Origin of the sequence: Mesorhizobium sp. NBSH29 (assembly GCF_015500055.1) — a bacterium.
GTDB lineage: Bacteria > Pseudomonadota > Alphaproteobacteria > Rhizobiales > Rhizobiaceae > Neomesorhizobium.
The window spans coordinates 2,770,276-2,796,427 of sequence record NZ_CP045492.1 but is presented as its reverse complement, the minus strand read 5'-3'; the positions used below and the strand labels follow the sequence as shown (position 1 = coordinate 2,796,427).

General features: G+C 59.6%; 17 protein-coding genes and 1 tRNA gene. 5 read left to right on the top strand and 13 right to left on the bottom strand.

Annotated elements, in window-relative coordinates; translation table 11 throughout:
* The first annotated feature begins 18 nt into the window (after positions 1 to 18).
* Positions 19 to 708, top strand: coding sequence for a DsbA family oxidoreductase (locus GA830_RS13895; RefSeq protein WP_195162413.1), 690 nt, complete (start codon positions 19 to 21; stop codon positions 706 to 708).
* On the opposite strand, the gene mfd is transcribed toward GA830_RS13895, so the two are convergent.
* Entirely contained in the window at positions 705 to 4,214 is a 3,510-nt protein-coding gene (gene mfd / locus GA830_RS13890) for a transcription-repair coupling factor (RefSeq protein ID WP_374939270.1), read from the bottom strand. The two genes, GA830_RS13895 and mfd, sit on opposite strands and share 4 nt — an antisense overlap.
* Positions 4,211 to 4,498, bottom strand: a complete 288-nt coding sequence (locus GA830_RS13885) for an FAD assembly factor SdhE (protein ID WP_195162412.1) — start codon at positions 4,496 to 4,498, stop codon at positions 4,211 to 4,213. Before GA830_RS13885 ends, mfd begins: the two co-directional genes overlap by 4 nt.
* 148 nt (positions 4,499 to 4,646) lie before the next feature.
* On the opposite strand from GA830_RS13885, the gene recG reads away from it, so the two are divergent.
* On the top strand, positions 4,647 to 6,758 hold the full coding sequence (recG, locus tag GA830_RS13880) for an ATP-dependent DNA helicase RecG (RefSeq protein WP_195162411.1): 2,112 nt from the start codon (positions 4,647 to 4,649) through the stop codon (positions 6,756 to 6,758).
* Here the strand turns inward: recG and GA830_RS13875 are convergent.
* The 4 genes from GA830_RS13875 to GA830_RS13860 form a co-directional block, all read right to left on the bottom strand.
* Positions 6,710 to 7,462, bottom strand: coding sequence for a DUF502 domain-containing protein (locus tag GA830_RS13875; protein ID WP_195162410.1), 753 nt, complete (start codon positions 7,460 to 7,462; stop codon positions 6,710 to 6,712). The genes recG and GA830_RS13875 overlap by 49 nt on opposite strands.
* A 118-nt stretch (positions 7,463 to 7,580) precedes the next feature.
* On the bottom strand, positions 7,581 to 9,404 hold the full coding sequence (gene glmS / locus GA830_RS13870) for a glutamine--fructose-6-phosphate transaminase (isomerizing) (protein WP_195162409.1): 1,824 nt from the start codon (positions 9,402 to 9,404) through the stop codon (positions 7,581 to 7,583).
* Positions 9,405 to 9,541: 137 nt separating this feature from the next.
* Positions 9,542 to 10,879, bottom strand: coding sequence for a bifunctional UDP-N-acetylglucosamine diphosphorylase/glucosamine-1-phosphate N-acetyltransferase GlmU (gene glmU / locus GA830_RS13865; protein ID WP_195162408.1), 1,338 nt, complete (start codon positions 10,877 to 10,879; stop codon positions 9,542 to 9,544).
* 74 nt (positions 10,880 to 10,953) lie between these two features.
* Positions 10,954 to 11,694 carry a cytochrome c biogenesis CcdA family protein gene (locus GA830_RS13860; protein WP_195162407.1) on the bottom strand — a complete coding sequence of 247 codons (741 nt, stop codon included), beginning with the start codon at positions 11,692 to 11,694 and terminating at the stop codon, positions 10,954 to 10,956.
* A gap of 396 nt (positions 11,695 to 12,090) precedes the next feature.
* On the opposite strand from GA830_RS13860, the gene GA830_RS13855 reads away from it, so the two are divergent.
* Complete coding sequence (locus GA830_RS13855; RefSeq protein ID WP_195162406.1) at positions 12,091 to 14,046, top strand: autotransporter assembly complex protein TamA; 1,956 nt, start codon at positions 12,091 to 12,093, stop codon at positions 14,044 to 14,046.
* Entirely contained in the window at positions 14,046 to 18,635 is a 4,590-nt protein-coding gene (locus GA830_RS13850; RefSeq protein WP_195162405.1) for a translocation/assembly module TamB domain-containing protein, read from the top strand. Before GA830_RS13855 ends, GA830_RS13850 begins: the two co-directional genes overlap by 1 nt.
* 50 nt (positions 18,636 to 18,685) lie before the next feature.
* On the opposite strand, the gene GA830_RS13845 is transcribed toward GA830_RS13850, so the two are convergent.
* Positions 18,686 to 18,761 (bottom strand) — tRNA-Lys (locus GA830_RS13845).
* A 223-nt stretch (positions 18,762 to 18,984) separates the two neighbouring features.
* Here GA830_RS13845 and GA830_RS13840 point away from each other — a divergent pair.
* Entirely contained in the window at positions 18,985 to 19,455 is a 471-nt protein-coding gene (locus GA830_RS13840; RefSeq protein WP_195162404.1) for a BA14K family protein, read from the top strand.
* 167 nt (positions 19,456 to 19,622) lie between these two features.
* Here GA830_RS13840 and glpK read toward each other — a convergent pair whose 3' ends face one another.
* From glpK to GA830_RS13810, 6 genes are all read right to left on the bottom strand, one after another.
* A complete protein-coding gene (glpK, locus tag GA830_RS13835; RefSeq protein WP_195162403.1) occupies positions 19,623 to 21,113 on the bottom strand; it encodes a glycerol kinase GlpK in 1,491 nt (496 codons plus the stop codon).
* 87 nt (positions 21,114 to 21,200) lie between these two features.
* Positions 21,201 to 22,922 carry an ABC transporter substrate-binding protein gene (locus GA830_RS13830; protein ID WP_195162402.1) on the bottom strand — a complete coding sequence of 574 codons (1,722 nt, stop codon included), beginning with the start codon at positions 22,920 to 22,922 and terminating at the stop codon, positions 21,201 to 21,203.
* Positions 22,923 to 22,997: 75 nt separating this feature from the next.
* On the bottom strand, positions 22,998 to 23,279 hold the full coding sequence (locus GA830_RS13825; protein ID WP_195162401.1) for a DUF2160 domain-containing protein: 282 nt from the start codon (positions 23,277 to 23,279) through the stop codon (positions 22,998 to 23,000).
* Positions 23,280 to 23,281: 2 nt separating this feature from the next.
* Entirely contained in the window at positions 23,282 to 24,100 is an 819-nt protein-coding gene (locus GA830_RS13820) for a carbohydrate ABC transporter permease (protein WP_195164955.1), read from the bottom strand.
* Positions 24,101 to 24,209: 109 nt separating this feature from the next.
* Positions 24,210 to 25,076, bottom strand: coding sequence for a carbohydrate ABC transporter permease (locus GA830_RS13815; protein ID WP_195162400.1), 867 nt, complete (start codon positions 25,074 to 25,076; stop codon positions 24,210 to 24,212).
* Positions 25,077 to 25,078: 2 nt separating this feature from the next.
* The gene (locus GA830_RS13810) at positions 25,079 to 26,152 is read right to left on the bottom strand and encodes an ABC transporter ATP-binding protein (protein WP_195162399.1); all 1,074 of its coding nucleotides are present in this window, start codon (positions 26,150 to 26,152) and stop codon (positions 25,079 to 25,081) included.

Sequence of the window (26,152 nt, the reverse complement as noted above, 5' to 3'; positions counted from 1 at the left end):
TCACCAAAGGAGACCGCTATGACAGACAGACCGAAGCTGAGCATTGATATCGTATCGGATGTCGTCTGCCCCTGGTGCTATGTCGGCCAGAAACGGCTTGAAGCTGCGATTGCTGCGGTGCCAGAAGTCGATGTCGAGATCCATTGGCGTCCCCACCAGCTCGACGCGACCATCCCGCCCGAAGGCAAGGACCGCAAGCGCTATATGATCGACAAATTCGGCTCGGCTGAACGCGTTCTTGCCATGCATGAGCGCATCACCGAGGCAGGTCTGGCCGAAGGCATCAAGTTTGATTTTGCAGCCATCAAAATCTCGCCCAACACACTCGATGCGCACCGCGTTCTGCGCTGGGCTGGCACGGCGGGCGGGGCCATCCAGAATACGCTGAAACGCCGGTTGCTGCATCTCTATTTCGAAGAAGGCGTGAACATTGGCGAGCATTCTGTGCTGATTGAAGCCGCACGCGACGCTGGCATGGACGCGTCCATCGTGGAAACCCTGCTGCCGACCGACGCCGATGTGGCGGAAGTCCGCACCGAGATCGAAACTGCCGCCCGCATGGGTGTCACCGGCGTGCCGTGCTTCCTGTTCGAGGGCAAATATGCCGTTGTCGGCGCACAGGACAGCGCCACACTGGCCGACGCCATCCGCCAGATCGCGGGGGCAAAGGCACGCGGGGAGCTGGAGACGGCTGCCAGTTTGTCCTAAACCGCCTTCGCTGCCAGCTTCGCCAGTTGCGTCATGATCACGGCTGAACCAGCCAGCCGTTTCTCAGGCGTCGGCCAGTCGCGCATGAACACCACGCTCTGGTCCGGCCGGATTTTTGCCAGCGAGCCCTGCTCGCCGATGTAGCGCACCAGACCGACCGGATCGACGAATTCGCGCTGGCGGAAGTGGATAACGACGCCTTTTGGCCCGGCGTCCAGCTTTTCGACATTGGCCTTGCGGCACAGCGCCTTGATGAAGACAATCTTCAACAGATGCTCGACTTCGCTCGGCAGCGACCCAAAACGGTCGATCAGCTCGGCGCCGAACGCATCGATATCTTCCGGGGTCTCCAGTTCGCCAAGTCGGCGATAGAGCGCCAGGCGCAGTTGCAGGTCGGGCACAAACTCTTCCGGGATCATCACCGCGGCACCCACCGCGATCTGCGGCGACCAGCCCGTATCGAGCGCTTCGCCGGTGCCGCGGATTTCGGCGACCGCTTCCTCGAGCATCTGCTGGTAAAGCTCGAAGCCGACTTCCTTGATATGGCCAGACTGTTCTTCGCCCAACAGATTGCCGGCGCCGCGAATATCAAGATCGTGGCTGGCAAGCTGGAAGCCGGCGCCCAGCGTGTCGAGGGATTGCAGCACTTTCAGCCGACGCTCGGCCATATCCGTCATTTTGCGGTTCGCCGGCAGGGTGAACAATGCATAGGCGCGTACTTTCGAGCGTCCGACGCGGCCGCGCAGCTGGTAGAGCTGGGCCAGGCCGAACATATCGGCCCGGTGGACGATCAGCGTGTTCGCAGTTGGGATATCGAGACCGGACTCCACGATGGTGGTCGACAGCAGTACATCAAACTGGCCGTCATAGAAGGCGTTCATGATGTCTTCGAGTTCGCCCGCCGCCATCTGGCCGTTGGCGACGCCGACCTTCAGCTCCGGAACCTGTTCTTTCAGGAAGCGGTGCACCTCATCGAGGTCTGAAATGCGCGGTACGACATAAAAACTGTGGCCACCGCGATAGCGCTCGCGCAAAAGAGTCTCGCGGATCACCAGCGGATCAAACGGCGAGATGAAGGTACGCACCGCCATCCGGTCCACCGGCGGCGTTGCGATCAGCGACAGTTCGCGCACACCGGTCAGAGCAAGCTGCAAAGTGCGCGGGATCGGCGTCGCTGAAAGCGTCAGGACATGGACGTCGCTCTTGAGATCCTTCAGCCGTTCTTTGTGCTTGACCCCAAAATGCTGCTCCTCATCGATGATCAGCAGGCCAAGATGTTTGAACGAAATCCCGCTGCCGAGCAGGGCGTGCGTGCCGACGACAATGTCTACCGTTCCTTCGGAGATGCCCTTTTTGGTTTCGGCTAGTTCTTTTGCGCCCACAAGCCGTGAGGCTTGACGCACGCGGATCGGCAGCCCGGCAAAACGCTGCGAAAAGGTCTTGAAGTGTTGGCGCGCCAGAAGTGTGGTCGGAACGACAACGGCAACCTGAAACCCTTCCAGCGCTGCCACGAAGGCAGCGCGCAGGGCGACTTCGGTCTTGCCGAAGCCAACATCGCCGCAGATCAACCGGTCCATCGGTTTGCCGGCGCCAAGGTCGTCCACCACCGCATCAATGGCGTTTTGCTGGTCTTCGGTTTCCTCATAGGGGAAGCGCGCGGCGAACTCGCCATAAATGCCTTCCGCCGGGCGCATGGCGGGGGCGACGCGCATCTGCCTTTCGGCGGCGATGCGGATCAGTTGGCCGGCCATTTCAAGCAAGCGCTTCTTCAGCTTCGCCTTGCGCGACTGCCAGGCGCCGCCACCGAGTCTGTCCAGTGTTGCCTCGGAAGTATCCGAACCGAAGCGCGACAGAAGGTCGATGTTTTCAACAGGCAGGAACAGGCGGTCGTCGCCGGCATAATGGATCTCGACGCAATCATGCGGCGCGCCCATCGCCTCGATGGTGCGCAACCCGATGAAACGGCCAATACCGTGATCGGCATGAACGACAATGTCGCCTGCTGCCAGTGACGCGACCTCGGAGATGAAATCGGAAGCGCGCTTTTTCTTTTTGCGCCGCACCAGCCGGTCGCCCAAAATATCCTGCTCGGCAACGATGGTGAATTTTTGAGCTTCAAAGCCGTTTTCGATTGGCAGAACAGCAAGACCCGCCTGCCCCGCTTCCAGCTTCGCCACATCGGCCAGCGTCTCGACGCGGGCGAGATTGCCGAGGTGATGTTCTTCCAAAATCTGCGTCAGGCGGTCGAGCGATCCTTCCGTCCAACCCGCAACCACGACGCGCTGGCCCGCAGCACGGCTCTCGGAAATATGGGTGACAACCGCATCGAATACATTTGCCGAAGGGTCCGCGCGCACTTCGGCAAAGCTGCGTCCCGGCCTTGAGCCGGCATGATACACCTTGGCGGCTCCGCCATCCGGCGCATCAAACGGCGTGAACTCGACCTCCCGGCGTTCGGCGAGCCCCGTGGCGAGATTCTCCGGCGACAGATAGAGCAGGTCCGGCGCTACCGGTTTGTAGGGCACGGCATCCTTCAGGGCACCGTCCGCACCGCGCTTGCGCGCATCGTAGTATTCGAGGATCAGCGTGTGGCGCTCGCTCAGCGCCTCGCGGGCCAGATGGTCAAAGATGACCGGCGCGCCCTGAACATAGTCAAAAATCGTTTCGAGTCGCTCGTAAAAGAAGGGCAGCCAGTGCTCCATACCGGCAAAGCGCCGGCCTTCGGAGACGGCGGCATAGAGACCGTCATCACGTGATGGCGCGCCAAACGCCTCGATATAGGAGCGGCGAAAGCGGCTGATCGTCTCTGGTGTCAGCGCCACCTCACTCATCGCCTGTAGGGTGACGCTTTTGCGCTGCGCTGTTGTCAGCTGCGTAGCCACATCGAAGGAGCGGATCGATTCGAGCGTGTCGCCAAAGAAATCGAGCCGCAACGGCTCAGGCGAGCCGGGCACAAACAGGTCCAGAATACCGCCGCGTACGGCATATTCGCCGACCTCGCGCACCGTGCCGACGCGCTCGAACCCGGAGGTTTCCAGCCGCGCAGCAAGCTGGTTCATGTCGACGGAGTTGCCAGGTTTTGCCTGGAATGTTTGCGCCTCTATGCTTGCGGCAGGCGGAATGCGCTGCAGGATAGCATTGGCGGTGGTGAGGATAATGGCGCGGTGCGGAGTGCGCTTCAGCGCAATCATCGATGCCAGCGCTTCAAGCCGACGTGCTGCTGCATCGGCAGCCGGCGACACGCGGTCGTAGGGCAAACAATCCCAGGCCGGAAATTCCAGTATCGGCAGTTCGGGCGCGGCAAAGGCCAGCGCCTCGGCAATCCCCGGCAGCCGCTGGCCATCGCGCGCCACGAAGACCACTGGCCCCTCACCGCCGATCTCGGCAGCAATGGGCGCCAGCGCAAAGGCCTCGTAGCCATCCGCCACGCCGTCAAGAATGGCACGGCCGGACCCTGGTTTTTTGGTCAGGCCGATGGGGTCGATGAAACTTTTGGGCGCTATCACGGGTGCAGCGTCCGCCGAAAGGTGATGATCTGGGCCAGGACGCCCATGGCTAGCGTTTCGGGAGCCGGCTTTTCACCGGTGATCCAGGGCAGCATGTCGGTATCAGATATGTCCAGCAGCGCCTCATAGTCAGCGAGCTCGGCGTCCGTCAGTTCCTCAATCCTTGCATCGGCAAAGCGCCCAAAAATCAGGTCCATCTCGCGCATGCCGCGATGCCAGGAGCGGAACAGAAGTTTTCTGCGCCGCGCGTCCAGTCCCGCGCTCGATCGCGTCATGCCGGTCATTATCGGTTTCCTCGTCAGTTGCGGCGCATATAGCGTGGAAAGGTGGCGCTGTCAGCCTTGCAACGACAGCAATGCCGCCTAATGTCCGCAGCATGTTCGAGGTTCCTGACATCGCCCCATTATTGCCCGTTGCCGGTAGCGTCCGCTGATGCGTCCGACTGTGCTTGATCCACTGTTTGCGCCGGTCACCTCGCTGGAGGGTGTCGGGCCAAAAGTCGCCGATATGATCGAAAAAGTGGTGCCGGCAGGTGTGCACGACCGCGCCGCCAGAGCGGCCGACCTGTTGTTTACACTGCCCCATTCGGTCATCGATCGGCGTCACCGGCCAGGCATCGCCGGTGCTGCGAGTGGCACTATTGTGACTCTCGACCTGCGCGTTGACCGCCACCAGCCACCGCCACGCGGCAACAAGCAGGTGCCCTACCGCGTGTTTGCCCATGACGAGACCGGCGAGATCGCGTTGACCTTCTTCCGCGGCCATCAGGCGTGGCTGGAAAAGACCATGCCGGTCGGTGAGCAGGTTGTCGTCTCCGGGCGGATGGAGTGGTTCAACGGGCGGCCGAGCATGGTGCATCCCGACCATATCGCACTGGCCGGCGATGAGGAAAACAGTCTGCTGATGGTGGAGCCGGTCTATCCGCTGACCGCCGGACTGTCGGCTAAAGTGCTGCGCCGCGCCATCTCCCAATCCCTGGTACGCCTGCCGGACCTGCCCGAATGGCTGGAGCGCGAGACGCTTGGTCGGCTCGGCTTCTCGTCCTTTGCCGCGTCATTGGCCCATCTGCATCGGCCAGAAGAGCCCGAGGATGTATCACCGGAGGCGCCGGCATGGCGGCGGCTTGCCTATGACGAATTCCTGGCCGGCCAGATCGCGCTTGCGCTGTTGCGGGCTACCAAGCGCACGCTGACAGGACGACCGCTGGTTGGAGATGGGCAACTTGCCAGCCGTCTACGCGATGCCCTGCCCTATCTGCTAACCGCATCGCAGGAACAGGCGCTGGCTGAGATCAGCGCCGATCTGGCGAGCCCCGACCGCATGCTGCGCCTGCTGCAGGGCGATGTAGGCTCGGGCAAGACGGTGGTGGCGCTGCTGGCGATGGCGCAGGCTGTGGAAGCCGGCGGACAGGCCGCCCTGATGGCGCCGACCGAGATTCTGGCACGCCAGCATCTGGACACCATTGCCCCGCTGGCCGAACAGGCCGGGCTCACCGTCGCCATCCTCACCGGACGCGAAAAAGGCCGCGACCGCGTAGACGTTCTGGCAGGCCTGGCCGATGGGCGCATCAACATTGTCGTCGGCACCCATGCCCTGTTTCAGGAGCCGGTGGTCTATCATGACCTGGCGCTTGCCATCGTCGACGAACAACACCGTTTTGGCGTGCATCAGCGGCTCGCTATCACCGCCAAGGGCGAAGCGCCCGACATGCTGGTGATGACGGCGACACCGATCCCGCGCACGCTCGTGCTGACCGCCTTTGGCGACATGGATGTCTCGCGGCTGACCGAAAAGCCGGCCGGCCGCCAACCGATCCGAACCGTCACCCTGCCGCTTGAACGGCTGGACGAGCTTGTTCAACGCATGGGCGAGGCGATCAGCTCAGGCCAAAAAGTCTACTGGATCTGTCCTCTGGTGGAAGAATCGGAAGAGCTCAAACTGATGTCTGCCGAGGAACGGTTTCAATCGCTGCGCGATGTGTTCGGTGATGCGGTGGGCCTGGTGCACGGTCGCATGAAGGGTTCCGAAAAAGATGCGGCGATGGCCGCCTTCAAGGGCGGCACAACGCGTATTCTGGTGGCCACGACTGTCATTGAGGTCGGTGTCGACGTTCCGGACGCGACGGTAATTGTTATCGAACACGCCGAGCGATTCGGGCTGGCTCAACTTCACCAGTTGCGCGGCCGCGTCGGGCGCGGATCAAAACCTTCGTCCTGCGTGCTGCTGTACAAAGACCCGCTCGGCGAAACTGCCCACCAGCGCCTGTCGGTGATGCGTGAGACCGAGGACGGTTTTCGGATTTCGGAAGAGGACTTGAAGCTGCGCGGCGAAGGCGAATTGTTGGGCACCCGCCAGTCCGGGACGCCGGGTTTTCAGGTGGCCCGGATCGAGTTTCACGCCGACATGCTGGAGAGTGCGCGCGACGAGGCAAGGCTTATTCTGGCGCGCGATCCGGGGCTCGAAAGCGAACGCGGCGAAGCGATCCGGATGCTGCTCTATCTCTTCGGGCGCGACGATGCTGTGCGCCTTCTGCGCGCCGGCTGAGCCTTCTCGGCAACCGGCCTTGCGGGTTCCAAAGCCGGCTTCTCATGTTCTACGTTAGCTCGAGCTTGTTTAGCTAACTCTTTTGTTTTGTTGCGATATTCCGGTCCTACGAGGCCAGCCGAAATCAGTAACTTGGCTGCTTCCTCGACCGTCATTTCGAGCGGAATGACGTCCGATTCCTTGACATAGAGTAGATAGCCGGTCGTCACATTGGGTGTGATCGGGCGGAAGACGGCAATGGTCTTGCCCTCATGCGGTTCGAGCGCATCCGAGATCTCATTGTCTTCCTGAGAAGCGATGAAAACAATCGACCAGGCACCCTTGCGGGGATATTCAAACAGGCCGACCCGGTTGAAGAGTTCGGTCCGGTGGGCCAGCACTGTCTCGAAAATCTGCTTTAGCCCGCTATAGACATTGCGCACCAGCGGCATGCGGTTGAGTAGCTTTTCACCAGCACCCACAACTGTGCGACCGATGAAATTGGCGGTCAGGAACCCGATTGCTGTGATGACAACTAGCGCCACGATCAGCCCGAAACCAGGTACCGCAAACGGCAGATAATGGTCAGGATTATAGCGGTACGGGATGTAGGGCTTTACCCAGGAATCTACCCAGTGGACTATGCTCCACGACAAATAGGCCGTGATCGCGAGCGGTGCAGATATGATGATGCCTGTCAGGAAGTAATTCCTGAGTTTCATCATCGCCGATCTGGAATGTGATGTCTTTGCCATCGCCCATCAATACCATTGTGCGCAGCACAGAAATAGCGCGGCGACGCCAACATTGAAGGGCAAATTGTAACGGGCGTGCGACGGTCTTTTATTCGACCGTCACCGACTTGGCCAGGTTGCGCGGCTGGTCGACGTCCGTGCCCATGAATACCGCCGTATGATAGGCCAGCATCTGGATCGGCAGCGCATAGATCATCGGAGTGATGATTTCGGGCACGTCGGGTAGGACAATGGTCTCATAGGTCTTTAGGCTGACCTGGCTGGCGCCCTTCTGGTCGGTGATCAGGATTATCTTTCCGCCGCGAGCTGCCACTTCCTGCATGTTCGACACAGTCTTTTCAAAGATGCGATCATGCGGCGCGATCACGATAACGGGCATGTTCTCGTCAATCAGCGCAATCGGACCGTGCTTCAACTCGCCGGCGGCATAGCCCTCGGCGTGAATGTAGGAGATTTCCTTCAGCTTCAGCGCGCCTTCCATGGCGAGCGGGAAATTGGTATCGCGACCAAGATAGAGCACATGGTTGTAGCGCGACAGGTCGCGCGCCAGCGTCTCGATCTGGCCTTCCAGCTTCAAGACCTGGTTGGCAAAGCGCGGCGTTTCGGAAAGCTGATGCACAAGCTCCTTCTCACGCTCGCGCGAAATGGTGCCACGCGCTACGCCGGCGCGCACCGCCAGTGAGGCCAGTACGGCCAGTTGACAGGTAAACGCTTTTGTCGAGGCAACGCCGATTTCGGGGCCGGCCAGTGTGGGCAACACCACATCGGATTCCCGCGCAATGGTCGATTCGCGAACATTGACGATGGCGCCGATGGGCACGCCCTGGCTGCGGCAATAATGCAGCGAGGCCAGCGTGTCGGCGGTCTCGCCTGATTGCGAGATAAAGAAGGCGGCGCTGTTTTTGGAGATCGGCATTTCGCGATAGCGGAACTCCGACGCAATATCGATGTCTACCGGCAGGCGGGCGAGACGCTCGAACCAATATTTGCCGACCAGACCGCTGAGATAGGCGGTTCCGCAAGCTGAGATGGCGAGGCGCTCCAGCGTCTTGAAATCAAATGGCAGATCGAGCGGCTTCAGGCCGTCGGTGGTGAAATCCAGATAATGCGCCAGCGTGTGCGATATGACTTCCGGCTGTTCATGGATTTCCTTCTCCATGAAGTGGCGGCGGTTGCCCTTGTCGACCATGAACACGGTGCCAAGCGATGTCTGGCGCTTGCGCTCCATGCGTTTGCCGGAAAGGTCAAAAATCTCCGCGCCACCGCGGCGTATCACCGCCCAGTCGCCATCCTCAAGATAGGTGATGGAGTTGGTGAAGGGTGCCAGCGCGATGGCATCGGAACCCAGGAACATTTCACCCTCGCCATGGCCAACAGCCAACGGCGGACCGCTGCGTGCGCCGACAATCAGGTTTTCGTCACCTTCAAACATGATGGCCAGCGCAAATGCGCCTTCCAACCTTTTCAACGTGGCGTGGGCAGCCTCAACCGGAGCAACACCGCGCGCCAGCTCGCGCGCCACCAGATGGGCCACCACCTCGGTGTCGGTCTGCGATGTGAACACGTAGCCATCAGCGATCAGTTCATCGCGCAGCGTGGCAAAGTTTTCGACAATGCCGTTGTGGACGACTGCAACACCGTTCGAAAAATGCGGATGCGCGTTGGTCTCGTTGGGCACGCCATGGGTAGCCCACCGGGTGTGTCCAATACCGATTGTGCCCGCGAGCGGCTCGGCGCCGAGCAGACGTTCTAGATTGACCAACTTGCCCTCGGCCCGCCTGCGGCCGAGCGTCCCCTGTTCGACAGTGGCCACGCCAGCTGAATCATAGCCGCGATATTCCAGCCGCTTGAGGGCATCGACGATCAGTGGCGCGACGGCGTTGTGACCGACAATCCCGACAATTCCGCACATTCAGAAAACCCCCGACGAGAAATGGTGTTGCAGCGCAGTGCCATAGGTCTGCGCGCTGCAGAAATCACTTATGGTTTCGGTTCCTATCAGACGAACCTTGCCGGCGCGTTTATGTCCGATGCAAAAATTGGCTGCATTTACTTCTTGGCGGCCGCCCTGCGTTCGCGCAACTGACGACCGCGCTCCGGCAATGTTTTCTGCCGCGCCCGGCCAAAGGCCAGCGCATCTTCCGGCACGTCTTCGGTAATCACGCTGCCCGAGGCAATGTACGCGCCGTCGCCGATCTTCAAGGGCGCGACCAGCGCCGAATTCGAGCCAACAAAAGCGTTCGCCCCGATGTCAGTGATGAACTTGCTGTAGCCGTCATAATTGCAGGTGATGGTTCCCGCGCCGATATTGGCGTTTGCGCCGACACGCGCATCGCCGATATAGGAGAGATGGTTGACCTTGGCACCGGCTTCGATAGTGGCATTCTTGACCTCGCAGAAATTGCCAACCTTGGCTTTTGCGCCAAGAACAGCACCGGGCCTGAGCCGCGCATAGGGCCCGACTTCGCAGCCGCCTCCGACGGTGGCGCCTTCAAGATGCGAAAATGCCCGGATTTTGGCATTGCCGGTAATTTTTACACCGGGCCCGAACACGACATGCGGCTCGATCAGTGCATCAGCCGCGATCTCAGTGTCATGGGCAAAGAACACGGTGTCGGGCGCGGTCAGCGTGACGCCATCAAGCATCATTGCGCGACGTTTACGCGCCTGCCAGATCGCTTCAGCTTCGGCGAGTTCAGCGCGGTTATTGATGCCAAGCGCATTTTCATAACTCGCTTCGAGCGCGACCACCGGCAGGCCATTCTGGTTGGCAATGGCGACAACGTCCGTGAGATAGAATTCTCCCTTGGCGTTGGCGTTGCCGACCGCGTCCAGCAGGCTTAGCGCATCGGCCCCGGACATGGCCATCAGGCCGCTGTTGCAGAAATCAATCGCGCGTTCTGCTTCGGAGCAATCCTTGTCTTCACGGATGGCGACCAGCTTTTCGCCGTCTTCGATCAGCCGCCCATAACCGGCGGGATTGGCGGGCCGAAACCCGATCACCACGACCGCCGCACCATTGGCAAGGCTGGCACGGGCACTGTTCAGTACCGATGGTTCAACCAGCGGCGTATCACCAAACATCACCAGAACATCATCATAGCCACGCGCAATCGCCGCGCGCGCGGCAAGTACAGCATGTGCGGTGCCAAGCCGCTCCTGTTGGACAACATGTTCGGTGCCTTCAGGCACGGCTTTCAGTACTGCCTCTGCGCCATTGCCTACCACCAGCGCGACATCGCCGGCACCGGCTGCCTGGGCAGCCCCCATGACATGTGAAATCATCGGCAGTCCGGCGATTTCATGCATCACTTTGGGTTTGGCGCTTTTCATCCGCGTGCCCTCACCGGCAGCAAGAATGATCGACAGGCAGGTTCTGGAGGTCATGGGCAAAAGTCCGCAACGGAAGGATTCGGGCTCCGATGTTTAGCACCGGCCAGACATTCGTCCAATCCGCCGCGTCAGCCGAGTGTTCCCAGAACCGGAAAGGTTTCCAGTAGCCAATATGAAGCCGTCTGGACGCCGCCGGTGATGAAGAAAATTCCGGCTATCACCAGCATCGCGCCCATCACCTTCTCGACGCGTCCAAGATGCATCCGGAAACGCGACAGGAAGCGCATGAAGGCGCCAGAGAAAAGCGCAGCCAGCAAAAACGGGATGCCAAGGCCGAGCGAGTAGGCGGCGAGCAGAAGAGCGCCCTCACCGACGGTTTCGCGCCCGCCGGCCAAAGTCAGGATCGGCCCGAGTACCGGGCCAATGCACGGCGTCCAACCAAAGGCGAAGGCAAGACCCATCACATAGGCGGCAAGCGCGCTGGCCGGTTTGCCACTCGACTGGAAGCGGGCTTCGCGCGACAGGAGCGGGATACGCAAGACGCCCAGAAAATTGAGACCCATCAGGATGATCAAAACACCGGCAACGATCGCCAGTGGCTCCTGCCAGACGCGCAGCAGTCGGCCAATCGTCGAGGCACCGGCACCTAGTGCGATAAACACGGTGGAAAAGCCGAGGATGAAGGCAATCGATGCCGCAATCAGGGCTTTTCGCGCGCCAGCTTTCGCGGTCGCCTCGGCGCGAAAATCTTCTACCGAGACACCCGCCATATAGCACAGATAGGGCGGCACCAGAGGCAAGACGCAAGGGGACAGAAACGACAAGGCCCCTGCCCCCACGGCACTTATATAGCCAACATCAATCGCCATGATTCTCTTTGTCTGTCTGATTATATTCAGCGACGGGCTATAGCTGGAACAGCGGTTGCGCTCCAATCACCATTGCGTGGCACGTCGTCGCGCATTGCTGGGCTGCCCTTCTCGCCCACCCCAAGGCGACGCCCGCAGGTGTTGACCTGAATGGCGGTAAACCGCCTCCTGCCGGGCATCGATCGCAGAATCGGTTGAGAATCGCGACACCCAAGACATACACGTATCGACCTATAGATTCATCCTGTAGTTGTGCTTTGGTTGAATTAAATTTTGGTTTTCAGCAAATCGTCAATTCTTCGCCCTATAATGGGTAGGAATGGACGGTGATTTCGCCTCAGTTCCGATCTATGTCGGGCGCTTGTTTCTCATCTGTCTCCGGAGGGGATCGGATGGATGGGTTCCGTGCGCGCACGTCGGGGAGCTGTTGTGAGAAGTCTGGCGTTGCGATATTTGCTGCTGCTTGCCGGTGTCATCATGTTGGGTGCGAGCGTTGCTGCGCCCGCGCACGCGTTTGAGTTATTCGGGCTAAAGATCTTTGGTCGCGACAAACCAGACCCCGCTGAAGATGTCATAGGCGATCCCCAAAACTATACGATGGAATTCATCGTCACTGGCGATGAAGGAGATGTCGAAACACTTTTGAAGGGGTCTTCGAGCCTCTGGAAGGACCGCGAAAAGCCTGCCTCCGGTGCTGCTGGCCTGTTGAATGCCGCGCGTAGCGATTACCGTCGTCTTCTCGCTACGCTTTACGGGCTTGGCCGCTATGGTGGCTCCATCAGTATCCTGGTCGACGGGCGCGAGGCTTCCGACCTGCCGCCGGATAGCGAACTTGGCGAGAACGCGTTGATCAGCGTCACGGTCAGTCCTGGGCCGGAGTTTTTCTTCGACAAAGCCAGCATCATCAACCGCGCGCCGACACCGACTGAGCGACGTGATGTCGTGGACCTGCCCGAGGATGAAGGCTTTGCGCCCGGCAAGGTTGCGCGGTCCGGCGTGATCATCAAGGCCGAAAAACTGTCCGTAGAAGCCTGGCGCCAACAGGGTTTTGCCAAGGCAAGCGTGGTCGACCGCCGTGTCGCCGCCGCTCATGATAGCAATACGGTTGATGCCGAGATCGAGATATCTCCGGGCCAAAAGGCTAGCTATGGCGACGTGACCGTGGTGGGAACCGAGCGCATGAACCCGGCCTACGTGGCCTGGATGACAGGGCTGAAACCCGGTCAGGAGTATGATCCGGACGACATCGAGCGTGCCAACAAACGGCTTTCCAAGCTTGATGTGTTTCGCGCACTGCGCATTCAGGAAGCCGATGCCATCGGGGCCGATGGCCTTTTGCCCCTGACAGTGTCGGTGCAGGAACGCAAGCCGCGACGCTTCGGCGTCGGCGGCAGCTACTCGACGCTCGATGGTGTTGGCCTCGAAGCCTACTGGATGCATCGCAATCTATTCGGCCGGGCCGAACGGCTGCGCTTTGACGCAAAGGTTGCCGGTATCGGCGACACCTTTAAGCCGGACGCGCTGACCTATCGCGCTGGCGTCTCCTTCATCCGACCCGGTGTTTTTACTCCGGATACTGATTTTGAGGCCTCAGTCTTTGGAGACCGCGAGGTACTCGATCCCTATACGCGCACGGCTGTCACCGGGCTGATCGGGTTCAACCACCTGTTTTCGGAAGAACTTTCAGCAAAAGCTTTCGTTCAGGGTGGATACGCCCAGTTCGAAGATGATACTTTCGGCACGCGCGACTTCATGTATGCGGGCTTGCTCGGAGGGCTTACCTTCGACAACCGCGACAACAAGGTCGATGCGACAAACGGCGTTTTTCTGGATGCCGGGGCCGAGCCTTTCTATGAGTTCAACTATGGCAATTTCATCGGCAAATTTACCGGCGAAGGCCGTGCCTATTATGGGTTCGGCGCAGAAAATCCAGTTGTGCTGGCAGGTCGGTTGAAGCTTGGCACTCTGTTTGGTGCACCGATATCGGAAGTGGCCCCCGACAAACTTTTCTTTGCCGGTGGCGGCGGTTCGGTGCGCGGCTATGCCTATCGAAATATCGGCGTTGACACCGAGGCGGGCGAAGTCATCGGGGGCCGCTCGCTGATCGAAGGCTCGGCGGAAATAAGAGCCCGCGTGTCAAAGAGCATCGGCCTCGTTGGCTTTGTCGACGCCGGTTATGTCGGCGCAGACACCATTCCTGGCTTTTCAGAAGACCTGCGCATCGGTGCCGGCGCCGGGCTGCGCTACTATACAGCACTCGGCCCCATCCGGCTCGATGTCGCGGTGCCGCTTGACCCTCGCCCAGCCGATCCGTCTGTGGCATTTTATGTCGGCATAGGACAGGCGTTCTGATGCGTATTTTTCTCGCTCTGTTGTTGTCTCTTTTTGCTGCCGGCGCGCATGCGCAGGATGCTGGGGAGCAGGCCGATCGCTCACGTTTTCTGGCCTATGTGGAAGACCAGCTCTCCGCTCCCAATCGCAAAATTCGCATCACCGGCATCGATGGTGTGCTGTCGTCGAATGCCACGATCGCCGAAATCAGCATTGCCGACCGCGAAGGCGTTTGGCTGCGGATAGAAAACGCACGCATTGTCTGGACCCGCTCGGCTCTCCTGCTGGGGCGCCTCGACATCGAGACACTTGCCGCGGACAGAATCGAAGTCTTGCGCAAGCCGCTTCCTGCCGAAGGCCTGGCCCCCGAAGCCGGCGGCTTTCAACTGCCCGACCTGCCGGTTGCGATCCGCCTTGGCACGCTTGCCGTGCCGCGCGTTACATTTGCGGCAGATGTTTTCGGGCTAGCCTCGGAAATCAGCACAGTCGGCAGCATCTCCTTGGTCGAGGGTTCGCTCGATGCCGCGCTCGACATTACCCGCCTCGATGGACCAGGCGGCAAACTCACGCTTGCGGCGATCTATGCCAACGCCAGTAAAGTCTTGAAGCTGAACCTTAATCTGGTCGAGCCGGCAAACGGGATCGTTGCCAATTTGCTCAGCATGGATGGCCAGCCGCCGGTGGTGCTGACCGTGGCTGGGTCCGGTCCGCTCGACGCGCTGAAACTTGATCTGACGCTCGATGCCAATGCCGAACGCGTTCTGACCGGCACAGCTACCGTTGACCGCCAGAGCGACGGCTATGGCTTTGCGACGGACTTCGAGGGCCCGATTGCCAAAATCGTCGCACCGCGGTTTGAAGCCTTCTTTGGCGACAAGGTTTCCATGGTTGCCAGCGGCGTGGTCCGCGACGCCGGCGGATTTTCGCTCGACAGGTTGAACCTGAAAAGCAATGCGCTGCAGCTTGATGCGTCGGCCGAGACTGCAAATGACGGATTCTTGCAGCGGCTTGAACTGACCGCAGAAATTGCAGATCCGGCATCGCCTAAAACCGTACTGCCGGTGCCCGGCGGTGAAACGACGGTTGAGCGGGCGGCCTTGAAACTCGCTTTCGGAACCACGGCAACTGACAGCTGGACGGGCTCCCTCGACATTACGGGCCTGACGACGGCAACATTCGCATCCGAAAAACTGACCATGCAGCTCGGTGGACTGGCGCAGAACCTTGCAGCGCCGGGCTCCCGCCGGATTACCTTCAACGCTGAAGGTGCCGCCACTGGCGTCATTGCGAAGCGCGCCGATGTTCAGGAGGCACTCGGCGACCGCATCGACCTGGAGATAGCCGGCGCGTGGAATGCCGGGCAGCCTTTGACACTGGACAAAGCTCAGGTAACCGCAAGGGCGCTGGATCTCAGTCTCATGGGTCAGATCGCTGAATTCGCATTCAACGGCGATATTGCGCTCAAGGCTGAAAATATTGCGCCGTTTTCCGCGCTTGCTGGCCGGCAGCTTTCGGGCGGGTTGAATGTTACGGCAAAGGGCGCGATCAACCCGATGGCTGGCGGATTCGACCTGACAGTCGACGGCATCGGCAAAAACCTTGCTGTCAACAGCGCGCCAGCCGATGCAGTGCTCGCCGGCGACACAAAAATCACCGGTCGCCTCGCCCGCAACGAAAAAGGCCTCACTGCGGACAGGCTGCGCCTCTTCAACGATCAAGTTGATTTCGGCGCCAATGGCACCTTCGCCAGCGGCGCCGCCAATTTTGACATCGACGCGGTGCTCACTGACATCGGGCTCCTCTCGGAGGAAGCAGCCGGCCGTCTCGTTGCCAAGGGACGTGCCAGTGGTTCGGATGGCCTGATCGGCCTGAATTTCAGCGCTGCGATCGCCGATGGATCGCTTGCCGGCAAAACCGTGCGCGATGCCAGTCTTGGATTTGAGGGCACGCTTCGCGACGGCGCGGTGGATGGCCAGATTTCCGGCACTGGATTTCTCGCCGGCGAGCGGGTCACGCTTGCTTCCGCGCTGGCATTTGGCAAAGAGACACTTTCCCTCAGCGAACTTGATTTCACCACGGCAGGCACACGCCTATCAGGGGCTGTGACACGGACGCCGAATAAGCTGTTTGACGGTCGCCTGACGCTAAAGTCCACGGATTTTTCTGCTGCTGCCGCCCTTTTCCTGCAGCAGGCCAAAGGTGCTCTGGACGCCGATATCACGCTTACCCCTTCCTTTGACGACAAGCAGGGCGCAACCATCAAGGCGACTGCGTCGTCTCTGCTAATCAATAATATCCGTTTCGGCAGCGCTGATATCGAAGCAACAATCGACGATCTTTTGGGCGTTCCGGCAGTCAACGGCACCATATCGGCAGCGCGGGTGTCCGCCAACGGCATCGATGTGGCGACACTCAAGGCGACCGCCGTGAGGCATCTTGATGCCACCGGCATCGTGGCCAGTGCCCGCCTCGAAAACGGCACGACAGTTGACGCTGAAGGAGCGCTCAGTCCCATCGAGGGCGGCTACCGGCTTGGGCTCGATGCACTTAAGATCGCGCAGGGAAATCTCGCCGCACGGTTATTGGAGCCGGCTGCTATCACGGTTCGGGGGAAAGACTTTTCCGTCGACAGACTGGCACTAGATGTCGGCGGCGGACGCGTCGAGGCGCAAGGGTCGGTGGGCGACACGCTTAACCTTACCGTCATCATCGCCGAGCTGCCGCTTGCCATTGCCAACACAATCAAACCGGACCTGCGGCTTGGTGGCAGGGTGAACGGCAGCGCCCGGATTGTCGGGACGCGGCTGGCACCGGATATCCGATTCGATCTTTCCGGCAACCAGCTGACGGCTGCCGCAATGGCTCAGTCGGGCTTGTCGTCTATCGACCTCGACGCACGCGGGACTTCGTCTACCAGCCGGTTGACTATCAACGCGACTGTCACCAGCCCGGAAGGCTTGCGCGCAGGCATTTCCGGGGGCGTGCCGCTCAGTCGAGACGGCCAGTTGGCTCTTGATGTCGCGCTTGAGGCATTCCCGCTGGCGATCCTCAACACCGTCGCGCCGGGCCAAGCCCTGGCCGGCTCAATCTCGGGAACGGCGCGGGTGAGCGGTGCGCTGGCTGATCCGACCGCAGCCTTCCGGCTGCGTGGCGAAAATCTCACTGCCAAACCGCTGCAGGATCTTGGCGCGGCACCACTCGACCTCGTGGCCGAGGGTACCTATGCCGACCGTGCCATCGTGTTGTCCTCTGCCAATGCCAATGGCCCGCAAGGCCTGACGCTGTCAGCAGCCGGCAGGATTCCGCTCTCCGGCGATAGCCTTGCCCTGACGCTGAACGGCGATGCGCCGCTTGCGCTGGCCAACAGGCTTTTGGCACAGCGCGGCGCGCAGGTGTCGGGAACGGTCAGCCTCTCGGGCAGCATTTCGGGCAGTCTCAAAAACCCCGATATCCGCGGCATGTTTTCCACTGTAGGGGCCAGCTTCATCGATACGCAATCCAATGTGCGACTGGGCGATATCGCAGTGATGGGAACCATAGACTGCAAGACTGTGACGCTTCGCAACGCCTCGGCTGCTATCGGCTCGGGAGGCGCAGCCAGTGCGTCGGGCACCATTTCACTCGCCGATGGATTTCCGGCCAACCTCGTCATCACGCTAAAACAGGCGAAGTACACCGATGGCAGTCTCGTGACAGCCACTGTCAATGGGACGCTGACCGTTACCGGGGCACTCGCGCGCGACCCGCTGATAGGCGGACGCATCGATGTCGAGCGCGCCGAGATCACGGTGGCCGACAGTCTGGGTGCAAAAGCTGCCATCAATGTACGCCATATCAACCCGCCTGCCGACGTGGCGGCAACGCTGAAGCGGGCAAAGGCCAATGACGGCACGCCGACCCCCAGCAGCCGCCCCAGCGTTGCACGACTTGATATCACCGTCAGCGCACCCCGGCGCATTTTCGTGCGCGGTCGCGGACTCGATGCCGAACTTGGCGGCTCGGTGCGCCTCACCGGTCCGGTCAACAATATCCAGCCCGTCGGCGGATTCGAACTGGTCCGTGGCCGCCTCTCGATCCTTGCGCAGCGCATCACCTTTGACGAGGGCACCGTGACGCTGGTGGGTGATCGTGACCCGTTCATCAATTTCGTCGCCCGCTCGGCCGGGCGCGATATTACGGTGTTCGTCACAGTAACAGGCCGAGTGTCTGATCCTGAGGTCGTGTTCTCGTCGCAGCCGCAATTGCCGCAGGACGAAGTTTTGGCGCAGCTGATCTTCAACCGCAGCATCAACGAGCTATCAGCCTTCCAGATTGCCCAGCTGGCAGCGGCCGCAGCCGAACTCGCCGGTGGCTCCAACCCGTCGCTGCTGAGCGGGTTGCGCAAAGCAACCGGCCTTGATGACCTCGACATCGTCACTGACAGCGAAGGCAACGCCGCCGTACGCGCTGGCCGCTACATCAGCGAAAATGTCTACCTCGGCGTCGAAGCCGGCGCCGGAGGCAGCGCAAAAGGTACCATCAACCTCGACATCACCGAAGATTTGAAAGCCCGCGGCGCGGTCGGAACGAATGAGTCGAGCGTGGGTATTTTCTATGAGAAGGATTATTGAGAAGGCAACAAACCGAATAACCGGTCGAAGCAGCCTAACAGAGAAATCGTTGGTGAGCGCGTCGGGGTTCGAACCCGAGACCTACTGATTAAAAGTCAGTTGCTCTACCAGCTGAGCTACGCGCCCCCGGGGGCGGCGAACCACCCCTTGAAAGTGGGCGGAACATAGGGAGGCGCGCGGTGCCGGTCAACCGCAAAAACAGCATTCAATGCGGGCTTTTAACGCGCGATTAAGTGCTGGGACGGGTTCCGTTTGACCTCAGTGCGCGAATGGTCATGTTTGACCCGGCGGAACTTTGGTCTCCCTGCGTCGTTATCGATCTATAGGGACCCTCTCGAGGAGAAGTTTTATGAAGAAGTTTATGTCAGGCCTTTGCGCTGCTGCACTTGGGTTCTCATTTGCCATAACCGCCGCTGTGCCGGCTAACTCTGCACCCATTTCGGTGCCGCGCGCCGAGGCTGCGAGCGAGGGCAATGTGGTTCTTGCTCAGTCAGATCGCCGTTGGCGCCGCCACAACCGACGGGCTGAGCGCCGCCATATGAGGCGTGATATTCGCCGGGCCGACCGTGGGGGCTATTATCGTGGGCATCGTGGCTATCGCAACCACCGTCCAGGTTATCGTCGTCACAACGGTTTCTGGTTCCCGGCTGCAGCGTTCATCGCGGGTGCTGCCATCAGCGGTGCGATCAACCAGCCACGCGTGCGAGGCGGTAACGCCCATGTGCAGTGGTGCTACAACAAATACCGCTCATACCGCGCGTCCGACAACACCTACCAGCCATATAATGGTGGGCGTCAGCCGTGCTATTCGCCATACTAAGCTGACAGAATTTCAGAAAGGCCCGCTTCGGCGGGCTTTTTTTTGGTGCTGTTCTGCACTGCGTTCTCGTCCCCATGGCAGAACAACACGTTGGAAGGGAAAGCGTGGGCAAGCAAGCTTCCCGCCCATACTGCGCACAACAGCATCGCCCCGGGTTGCGAGGCGGTCTACTTCGTCAAGGTGCGCGAGACGGCTTCTTTCCAGCCCTTGACCAGGTCGTTGCGGTGGCCGGGTTCCATCAATGCTTCGAAACGGCGGTCAAGCGACCAAGTGGCGGAAAACTCCTTCTGTTTCGGCCACGCGCCGACCTTTGAGCCGGCAAGCCATGCAGCGCCAAGCGCCGTGGTTTCGAGGACGGTTGGCCGGTCCACCGGTGCGTCCAGAATGTCGGCAAGGCGCTGCATGGTCCAGTCAGATGCGACCATGCCGCCATCAACGCGCAACACAGTTTTGCCATTGCTGCCCTTCCAGTCTTTTTTCATCGCCTCAAGCAGGTCGCGGGTTTGGTAGGCAACAGATTCCAGCGCGGCACGGGCAAACTCTGCAGGGCCTGAATTGCGTGTGAGCCCAAAGATGGCACCACGCGCGTTGGCGTCCCAATGCGGTGCGCCAAGACCCACAAACGCCGGCACCAGGTAGACCTGCTGGGTGTCATCAGCCTGTGCGGCGAGCGTTCCGCTCTCATCGGCCTTACCGATCACCTTGATGCCGTCGCGCAGCCATTGCACGGCCGCACCTGCAATGAAGATCGAGCCTTCCAGCGCATAGGTGGTCTTTCCGTTGAGACGGTATGCGATGGTGGTCAAAAGTCTGTTCTTAGAACGGACCAGATCGGCGCCGGTGTTGAGGATGGCAAAACAGCCTGTGCCGTAAGTTGCCTTCATCATGCCAGGCTGAAAACAGGCCTGACCAATGGTCGCCGCCTGCTGGTCGCCTGCAACGCCGCGAATAGGGATCGACGCGCCAAAGAGCGTCGCTTCAGTTTTCCCGAAATCCGCCGCGCAGTCCTTTACTTCGGGCAGAATAGCCGCCGGAATACGCAAAATGTCGAGCAGTTCCGCGTCCCATTCATTCGTCTCGATGTTGAAGACCAGCGTGCGCGAAGCGTTGGTGGCGTCTGTCGCATGTACCTTGCCGCCAGTCAGGCGCCAGATCAGAAAACTGTCGATGGTGCCGGCCAGTAGCTCGCCCTTTTCGGCGCGCTTGCGGGCACCTTTGACGGTGTCGAGCAGCCAGGCGAGCTTGGTGCCGGAAAAGTAGGGATCAAGCAGCAGCCCGGTCTTCTTTGTGAATTTGGGTTCAAGCCCTTTTTTCTTCAGCCTCTGGCAAAGCGATGCCGTGCGCCGGTCCTGCCAGACGATGGCGTTGTGGATTGGCTTACCGGTCGCCTTGTCCCACACCACGATGGTTTCGCGCTGATTGGTGATACCGATCGCAGCGATGTCTGATGCGGATTTTTTGGCGGCCTTGAGGGCCGATTTGCAGGTGTCGACGACAGTTTGCCAGATTTCTTCCGGGTTATGCTCGACCCAACCGGAGGCCGGATAGATCTGGGCGAACTCCTTCTGGCCGGTGCCAACCGGTTTCATTGAAGCGTCAAACACGATGGCGCGGCTCGACGTCGTACCCTGATCGATAGCCAACACAAAACCGGTCATAAAAATCCCCCCCGTGACAGGACGAGGGGAGCCGGTTTAAGCCGCCTCCCCTCATTTCATTCAGCAATGCGCATTATCCGCGCGTGCTTACTTGGACCAGCTCTTGACCAGTTCATCGTAGTTGATGGTCATCGGCTGTTCTTTCTCGTTCTCGATCTTCAGCTGCGGCGCAAGGTTGCCCTTTGAGACCGCATCCTTGTTCCAGTATTCGAGATCGTGCTCTTCTGCCATCTTCGGACCAATATCGCCCTGGATGCCGGCGCGCTCGAGACGCTCCATGACCTTTTCCTGTTCGGCGCAGAGCGAGTCCATCGCAGCCTGTGCCGTCTTGGCGCCCGACGAAGCGTCACCGATTGCCTGCCACCAGAGCTGTGCCAGCTTTGGATAGTCAGGCACGTTGGTGCCGGTTGGCGACCACTGGAGGCGAGCAGGCGAACGGTAGAACTCGATCAGTCCGCCGAGCTTTGGAGCCCGCTCTGTGAAGCTCGCATGGTCAAGCGTCGACTGACGGATGAAGGTCAGGCCAACATGGCTCTTCTTCACATCGACGGTCTTGGACGTGACGAACTGGGCATAGAGCCAGGCCGCCTTAGCACGGTCGTCGGGGGTGGACTTCATCAGCGTCCACGAGCCGGCATCCTGATAGCCAAGCTTCATGCCGTCTTTCCAGTAGACGCCATGCGGGCTCGGTGCCATCCGCCATTTCGGGGTGCCATCGTCGTTGAGAACCGGACCCGGCTTGACCATGTCGGCGGTGAAGGCAGTGTACCAGAACATCTGCTGGGCAATGGCTCCCTGGGCCGGCACTGGGCCGGATTCAGAGAAGGTCATGCCCTGGGCTTCCGGCGGTGCGTAGGCCTTCATCCAATCCAGATATTTCTCGATGGAATAGACCGCTGCTGGACCGTTTGTGTCACCGCCGCGTGCAACGCAGGAACCCACTGGACGAGACTTCTCGTCAACCTTGATTCCCCATTCGTCGACAGGCAAACCGTTCGGGATGCCTTTGTCGCCGTTGCCAGCCATCGACAGCCAGGCATCGGTAAAGCGCCAGCCGAGTGACGGATCTTTTTTGCCGTAGTCCATGTGCCCATAGACTTTTTTGCCGTCGATTTCGCGACCGGTGAAGAATTCGGCGATATCCTCATAGGCCGACCAGTTGACAGGAACGCCGAGGTCATAGCCGTACTTTGCCTTGAAGTCGGTCTGGTTCTTCTCGTCGTTGAACCAATCATAGCGGAACCAGTAGAGGTTCGCGAACTGTTGGTCGGGCAACTGATAGAGCTGGCCGTCCGGTGCAGTCGTAAACGACTTGCCGATGAAATCGTCGATGTCGATTTTTGGATTGGTGACATCCTTGCCCGCATTGGCCATCCAGTCGGTCAGGCTGCGTGCCTGCTGGTAGCGCCAGTGCGTGCCGATCAGGTCGGAATCGTTGATGTAGGCGTCATAGATGTTCTCGCCCGACTGCATCTGGGTCTGCAGCTTCTCCACCACATCGCCTTCACCAATCAGATCATGGGTGATCTTGATGCCTGTGATGTCTGTGAAAGCCTTGGCAAGCGTCTTGGATTCGTATTCATGCGTGCCAATCGTTTCAGAAACGACCTTGATGTCCATCCCGGCGAACGGTTTCGCCGCATCAATGAACCACTGCATCTCGGCTTCCTGAGCGCCGCGATCGAGTGTCGAGAGTTCCTTGATTTCGGTATCTAGAAAGGCCTTCGCCTCATCCATGCCTGCCCAGGCATGGCCTGAAGCCAGCATGAGCGCGATGACGCTCGTTGATGTTAGAATTTGCCGTCGCATTGGGTTTCCTCCCTTAAGGTTTCAAGTGCATTTGGAAAGGCCACCGGCACGCGGCCACCCCAACAGTTTCCCCCTCTACACAAACCGGAATACGCCCAAGGCATAGACCATCGAGAGAGCGAGAGCCCACCACAGGTTGGGTCCAACAAGACCCAGCCAAGCGAGATGGATAAAGGCGCTGCCAAGCAGCGAAACGAAGAGACGATCACCGCGTGTCGTCTCGAAGCGCAGAATGCCGACGCGCGGATTGCCGCCTGGCGAAAAATATTCCCACACAGCCATGCCGATCAAAAGGCAGGCAATTGTGATGAAGAAGGTCGCGGTCGGCAGCGTCCATGCCATCCAGGAAAAGTTCATAATCAAACCCTCCCCAGGGCAAAGCCCTTGGCGATGTAATTGCGGACAAACCAGATGACGAGTGCACCGGGAATAATGGTCAACACACCGGCTGCAGCCAGCACACCCCAATCAAGCCCCGAGGCGGAGACCGTGCGTGTCATGATAGCTGCGATCGGCTTGGCGTCGGTTGTCGTCAAGGTGCGGGCAATCAACAGCTCGACCCATGAGAACATGAAGCAGAAGAAGGCTGCCACCCCGATGCCGCTGGCAATAAGCGGAGTGAAGATCTTGATGAAGAAGCGCGGGAACGAATAGCCGTCAATATAGGCTGTTTCGTCAATTTCTTTGGGCACGCCCGACATGAAGCCTTCCAGGATCCAGACGGCGAGAGGCACGTTGAACAGGCAGTGCGCGAGAGCGACCGCAATATGCGTATCGATCAGGCCGAAAGCCGAATACAGCTGGAAGAATGGCAACACGAATACGGCGGGCGGTGCCATGCGGTTGGTGAGCAGCCAGAAGAACAGATGCTTGTCACCGAGGAACCGGTAGCGCGAAAATGCGTAGGCTGCGGGAAGTGCGGCCAGAACCGATATCACCGTGTTCATCACCACATAGATGATGGAATTTATGTAGCCCTTATACCACGATGGATCCGTGAAGATGACCGCGTAATTCTGCAATGTCGGGCTTTGCGGGTAGAGTGAAAACTCGCCCAGAATTTCTTGGTTGGTCTTGAAGCTCATATTGATCAGCCAATAGATCGGCAGCATCAGGAAGATGATGTAGATCGTCGGCACCAACCACCAGAAGCGCGATTCATCGCCACGACGCCGCATCCGCTTGCCGATGTCGGCCTGGGAGAGATTGCCTTCAGTCGCGCGGGCTTCCGCCTGGCGGTTCAACGTGTCGTTATCCGCATTGGCGGCAGTGTTCTTGCTCGCCATTTTATCGCTCCGCATCGAAGTTGGTCATCACCGTGTAGAACACCCATGAAAGCAGGAGCACGATGAGGAAGTAGACAAGCGACATGGCAGCGGCTGGCCCGAGATCGAACTGGCCAACGGCAATCTTCACGAGGTCGATTGACAGGAAGGTGGTGGAGTTGCCGGGGCCGCCGCCAGTGACGACGAAAGGTTCAGTGTAGATCATAAAGCTATCCATGAACCTGAGAAGCACGGCTATGAGCAGCACGCGGTTCATTTTGGGCAGCTGGATGAAACGGAAGATCGCCCAGCGCGATGCGCCATCAATTTTTGCCGCCTGATAGTAGGCATCTGGTATGGACACCAAGCCGGCATAGCAAAGCAGCACGACAAGGCTGGTCCAGTGCCAGACATCCATGACGATAACAGTCATCCAGGCGTCAAAGGGATCGTTGACGTAGTTGTAGTCAATACCGAGCTTGGCGAGCGAATAGCCAAGCAGGCCAATGTCGATGCGGCCAAAGACCTGCCATATCGTGCCAACGACATTCCAGGGAATGAGTAGAGGCAAAGACATGAGGACCAGACAGACGGGCACGCCCCAGCCCTTTTTGGGCATGTTGAGAGCGATGAAAATGCCGAGTGGCACCTCGATTGCGAGTATGATGCCCGAGAATGCAAGGTTTCGGCCCATTGCGGACCAGAACCGTTCCGACTGCAAGATCTCAGAAAACCATTCCGCGCCGGCCCAGAAGAAGACGTTGTTTCCAAACGTGTCCTGGACAGAATAATTGACCACCGTCATCAGCGGAATGATGGCTGAAAACGCCACCAGGAGCAGCACTGGCAGAACCATAAACCAGGCTTTGTTGTTCCAGGTCTTTTCCATACTCAGGCTCCCATCTCGACGCGCCAGGAACCGGCGTAGATGTTGATGCCTTCCGGATCGAATGTGACATGCGGATCGGAAGGGATTTCCGCGTCTTCACTGATGATGGCTGCAAGATCACGGCCATCGAGGCTAGCGCGCACGATCTTGTGGCGGCCGATATCTTCAACCTTGCTGATGGAGACCGGCATCCCCTTGGTACCAAGCTTGACGAACTCAGGCCGGATGCCCAGCTCGGTCTGGCCGCTTCTCTTTCCAGCGCTTACTGCGCCGGGAAGCTTGATCGTCTGCGCGCCTATGCGTGCTTCGGTGCCACTGATATCCACCGGCATGACATTCATGCCGGGCGAGCCAATGAAATAGCCGACAAAGGTGTGGCTTGGCCGCGAGAAGAGCTCGTCCGGGGTGCCAATCTGGACGATCTCGCCATCATACATGACGACGACTTTATCGGCGAAAGTCAGCGCTTCGGTCTGGTCATGGGTCACATAGACCATTGTGTAACCGAACTTGCGATGCAGCTGCTTGAGCTGCGAACGCAGGACCCACTTCATATGCGGATCGATGACGGTCAGCGGCTCATCGAACAGGATGGCGTTGACATCTGAGCGCACCAAACCACGGCCAAGCGAGATCTTCTGCTTCTGGTCGGCGGTCAGACCGCGTGCCTTCTTTTCAGCCCAGGATTCGAGGTCGATCATGGCGAGAATTTCGCGCACTTTGCGATCGACATCGGCGCGGGCCACGCCGCGATTGCGCAGCGGAAACGCCAGATTATCGTAGACGGTCATGGTGTCGTAGATGACCGGAAACTGGAACACTTGGGCGATATTGCGCTCTTGCGTCGACAGATCGTTGACTGACCTGCCATCAAACAGAAGCTCGCCATGCGAAGCGCGCAGCAAGCCCGAAATGATGTTCAAGAGCGTGGTCTTGCCGCACCCAGAGGGGCCGAGCAGCGCATAGGCGCCGCCATCGGCAAACGATGTGTCGACCTCCTTCAGCGCGTAATCCGCATCAGCCTGCGGGTTGGGCAGGTAGGAGTGGCGAATGTGATTGAGATCGATCCTTGCCAT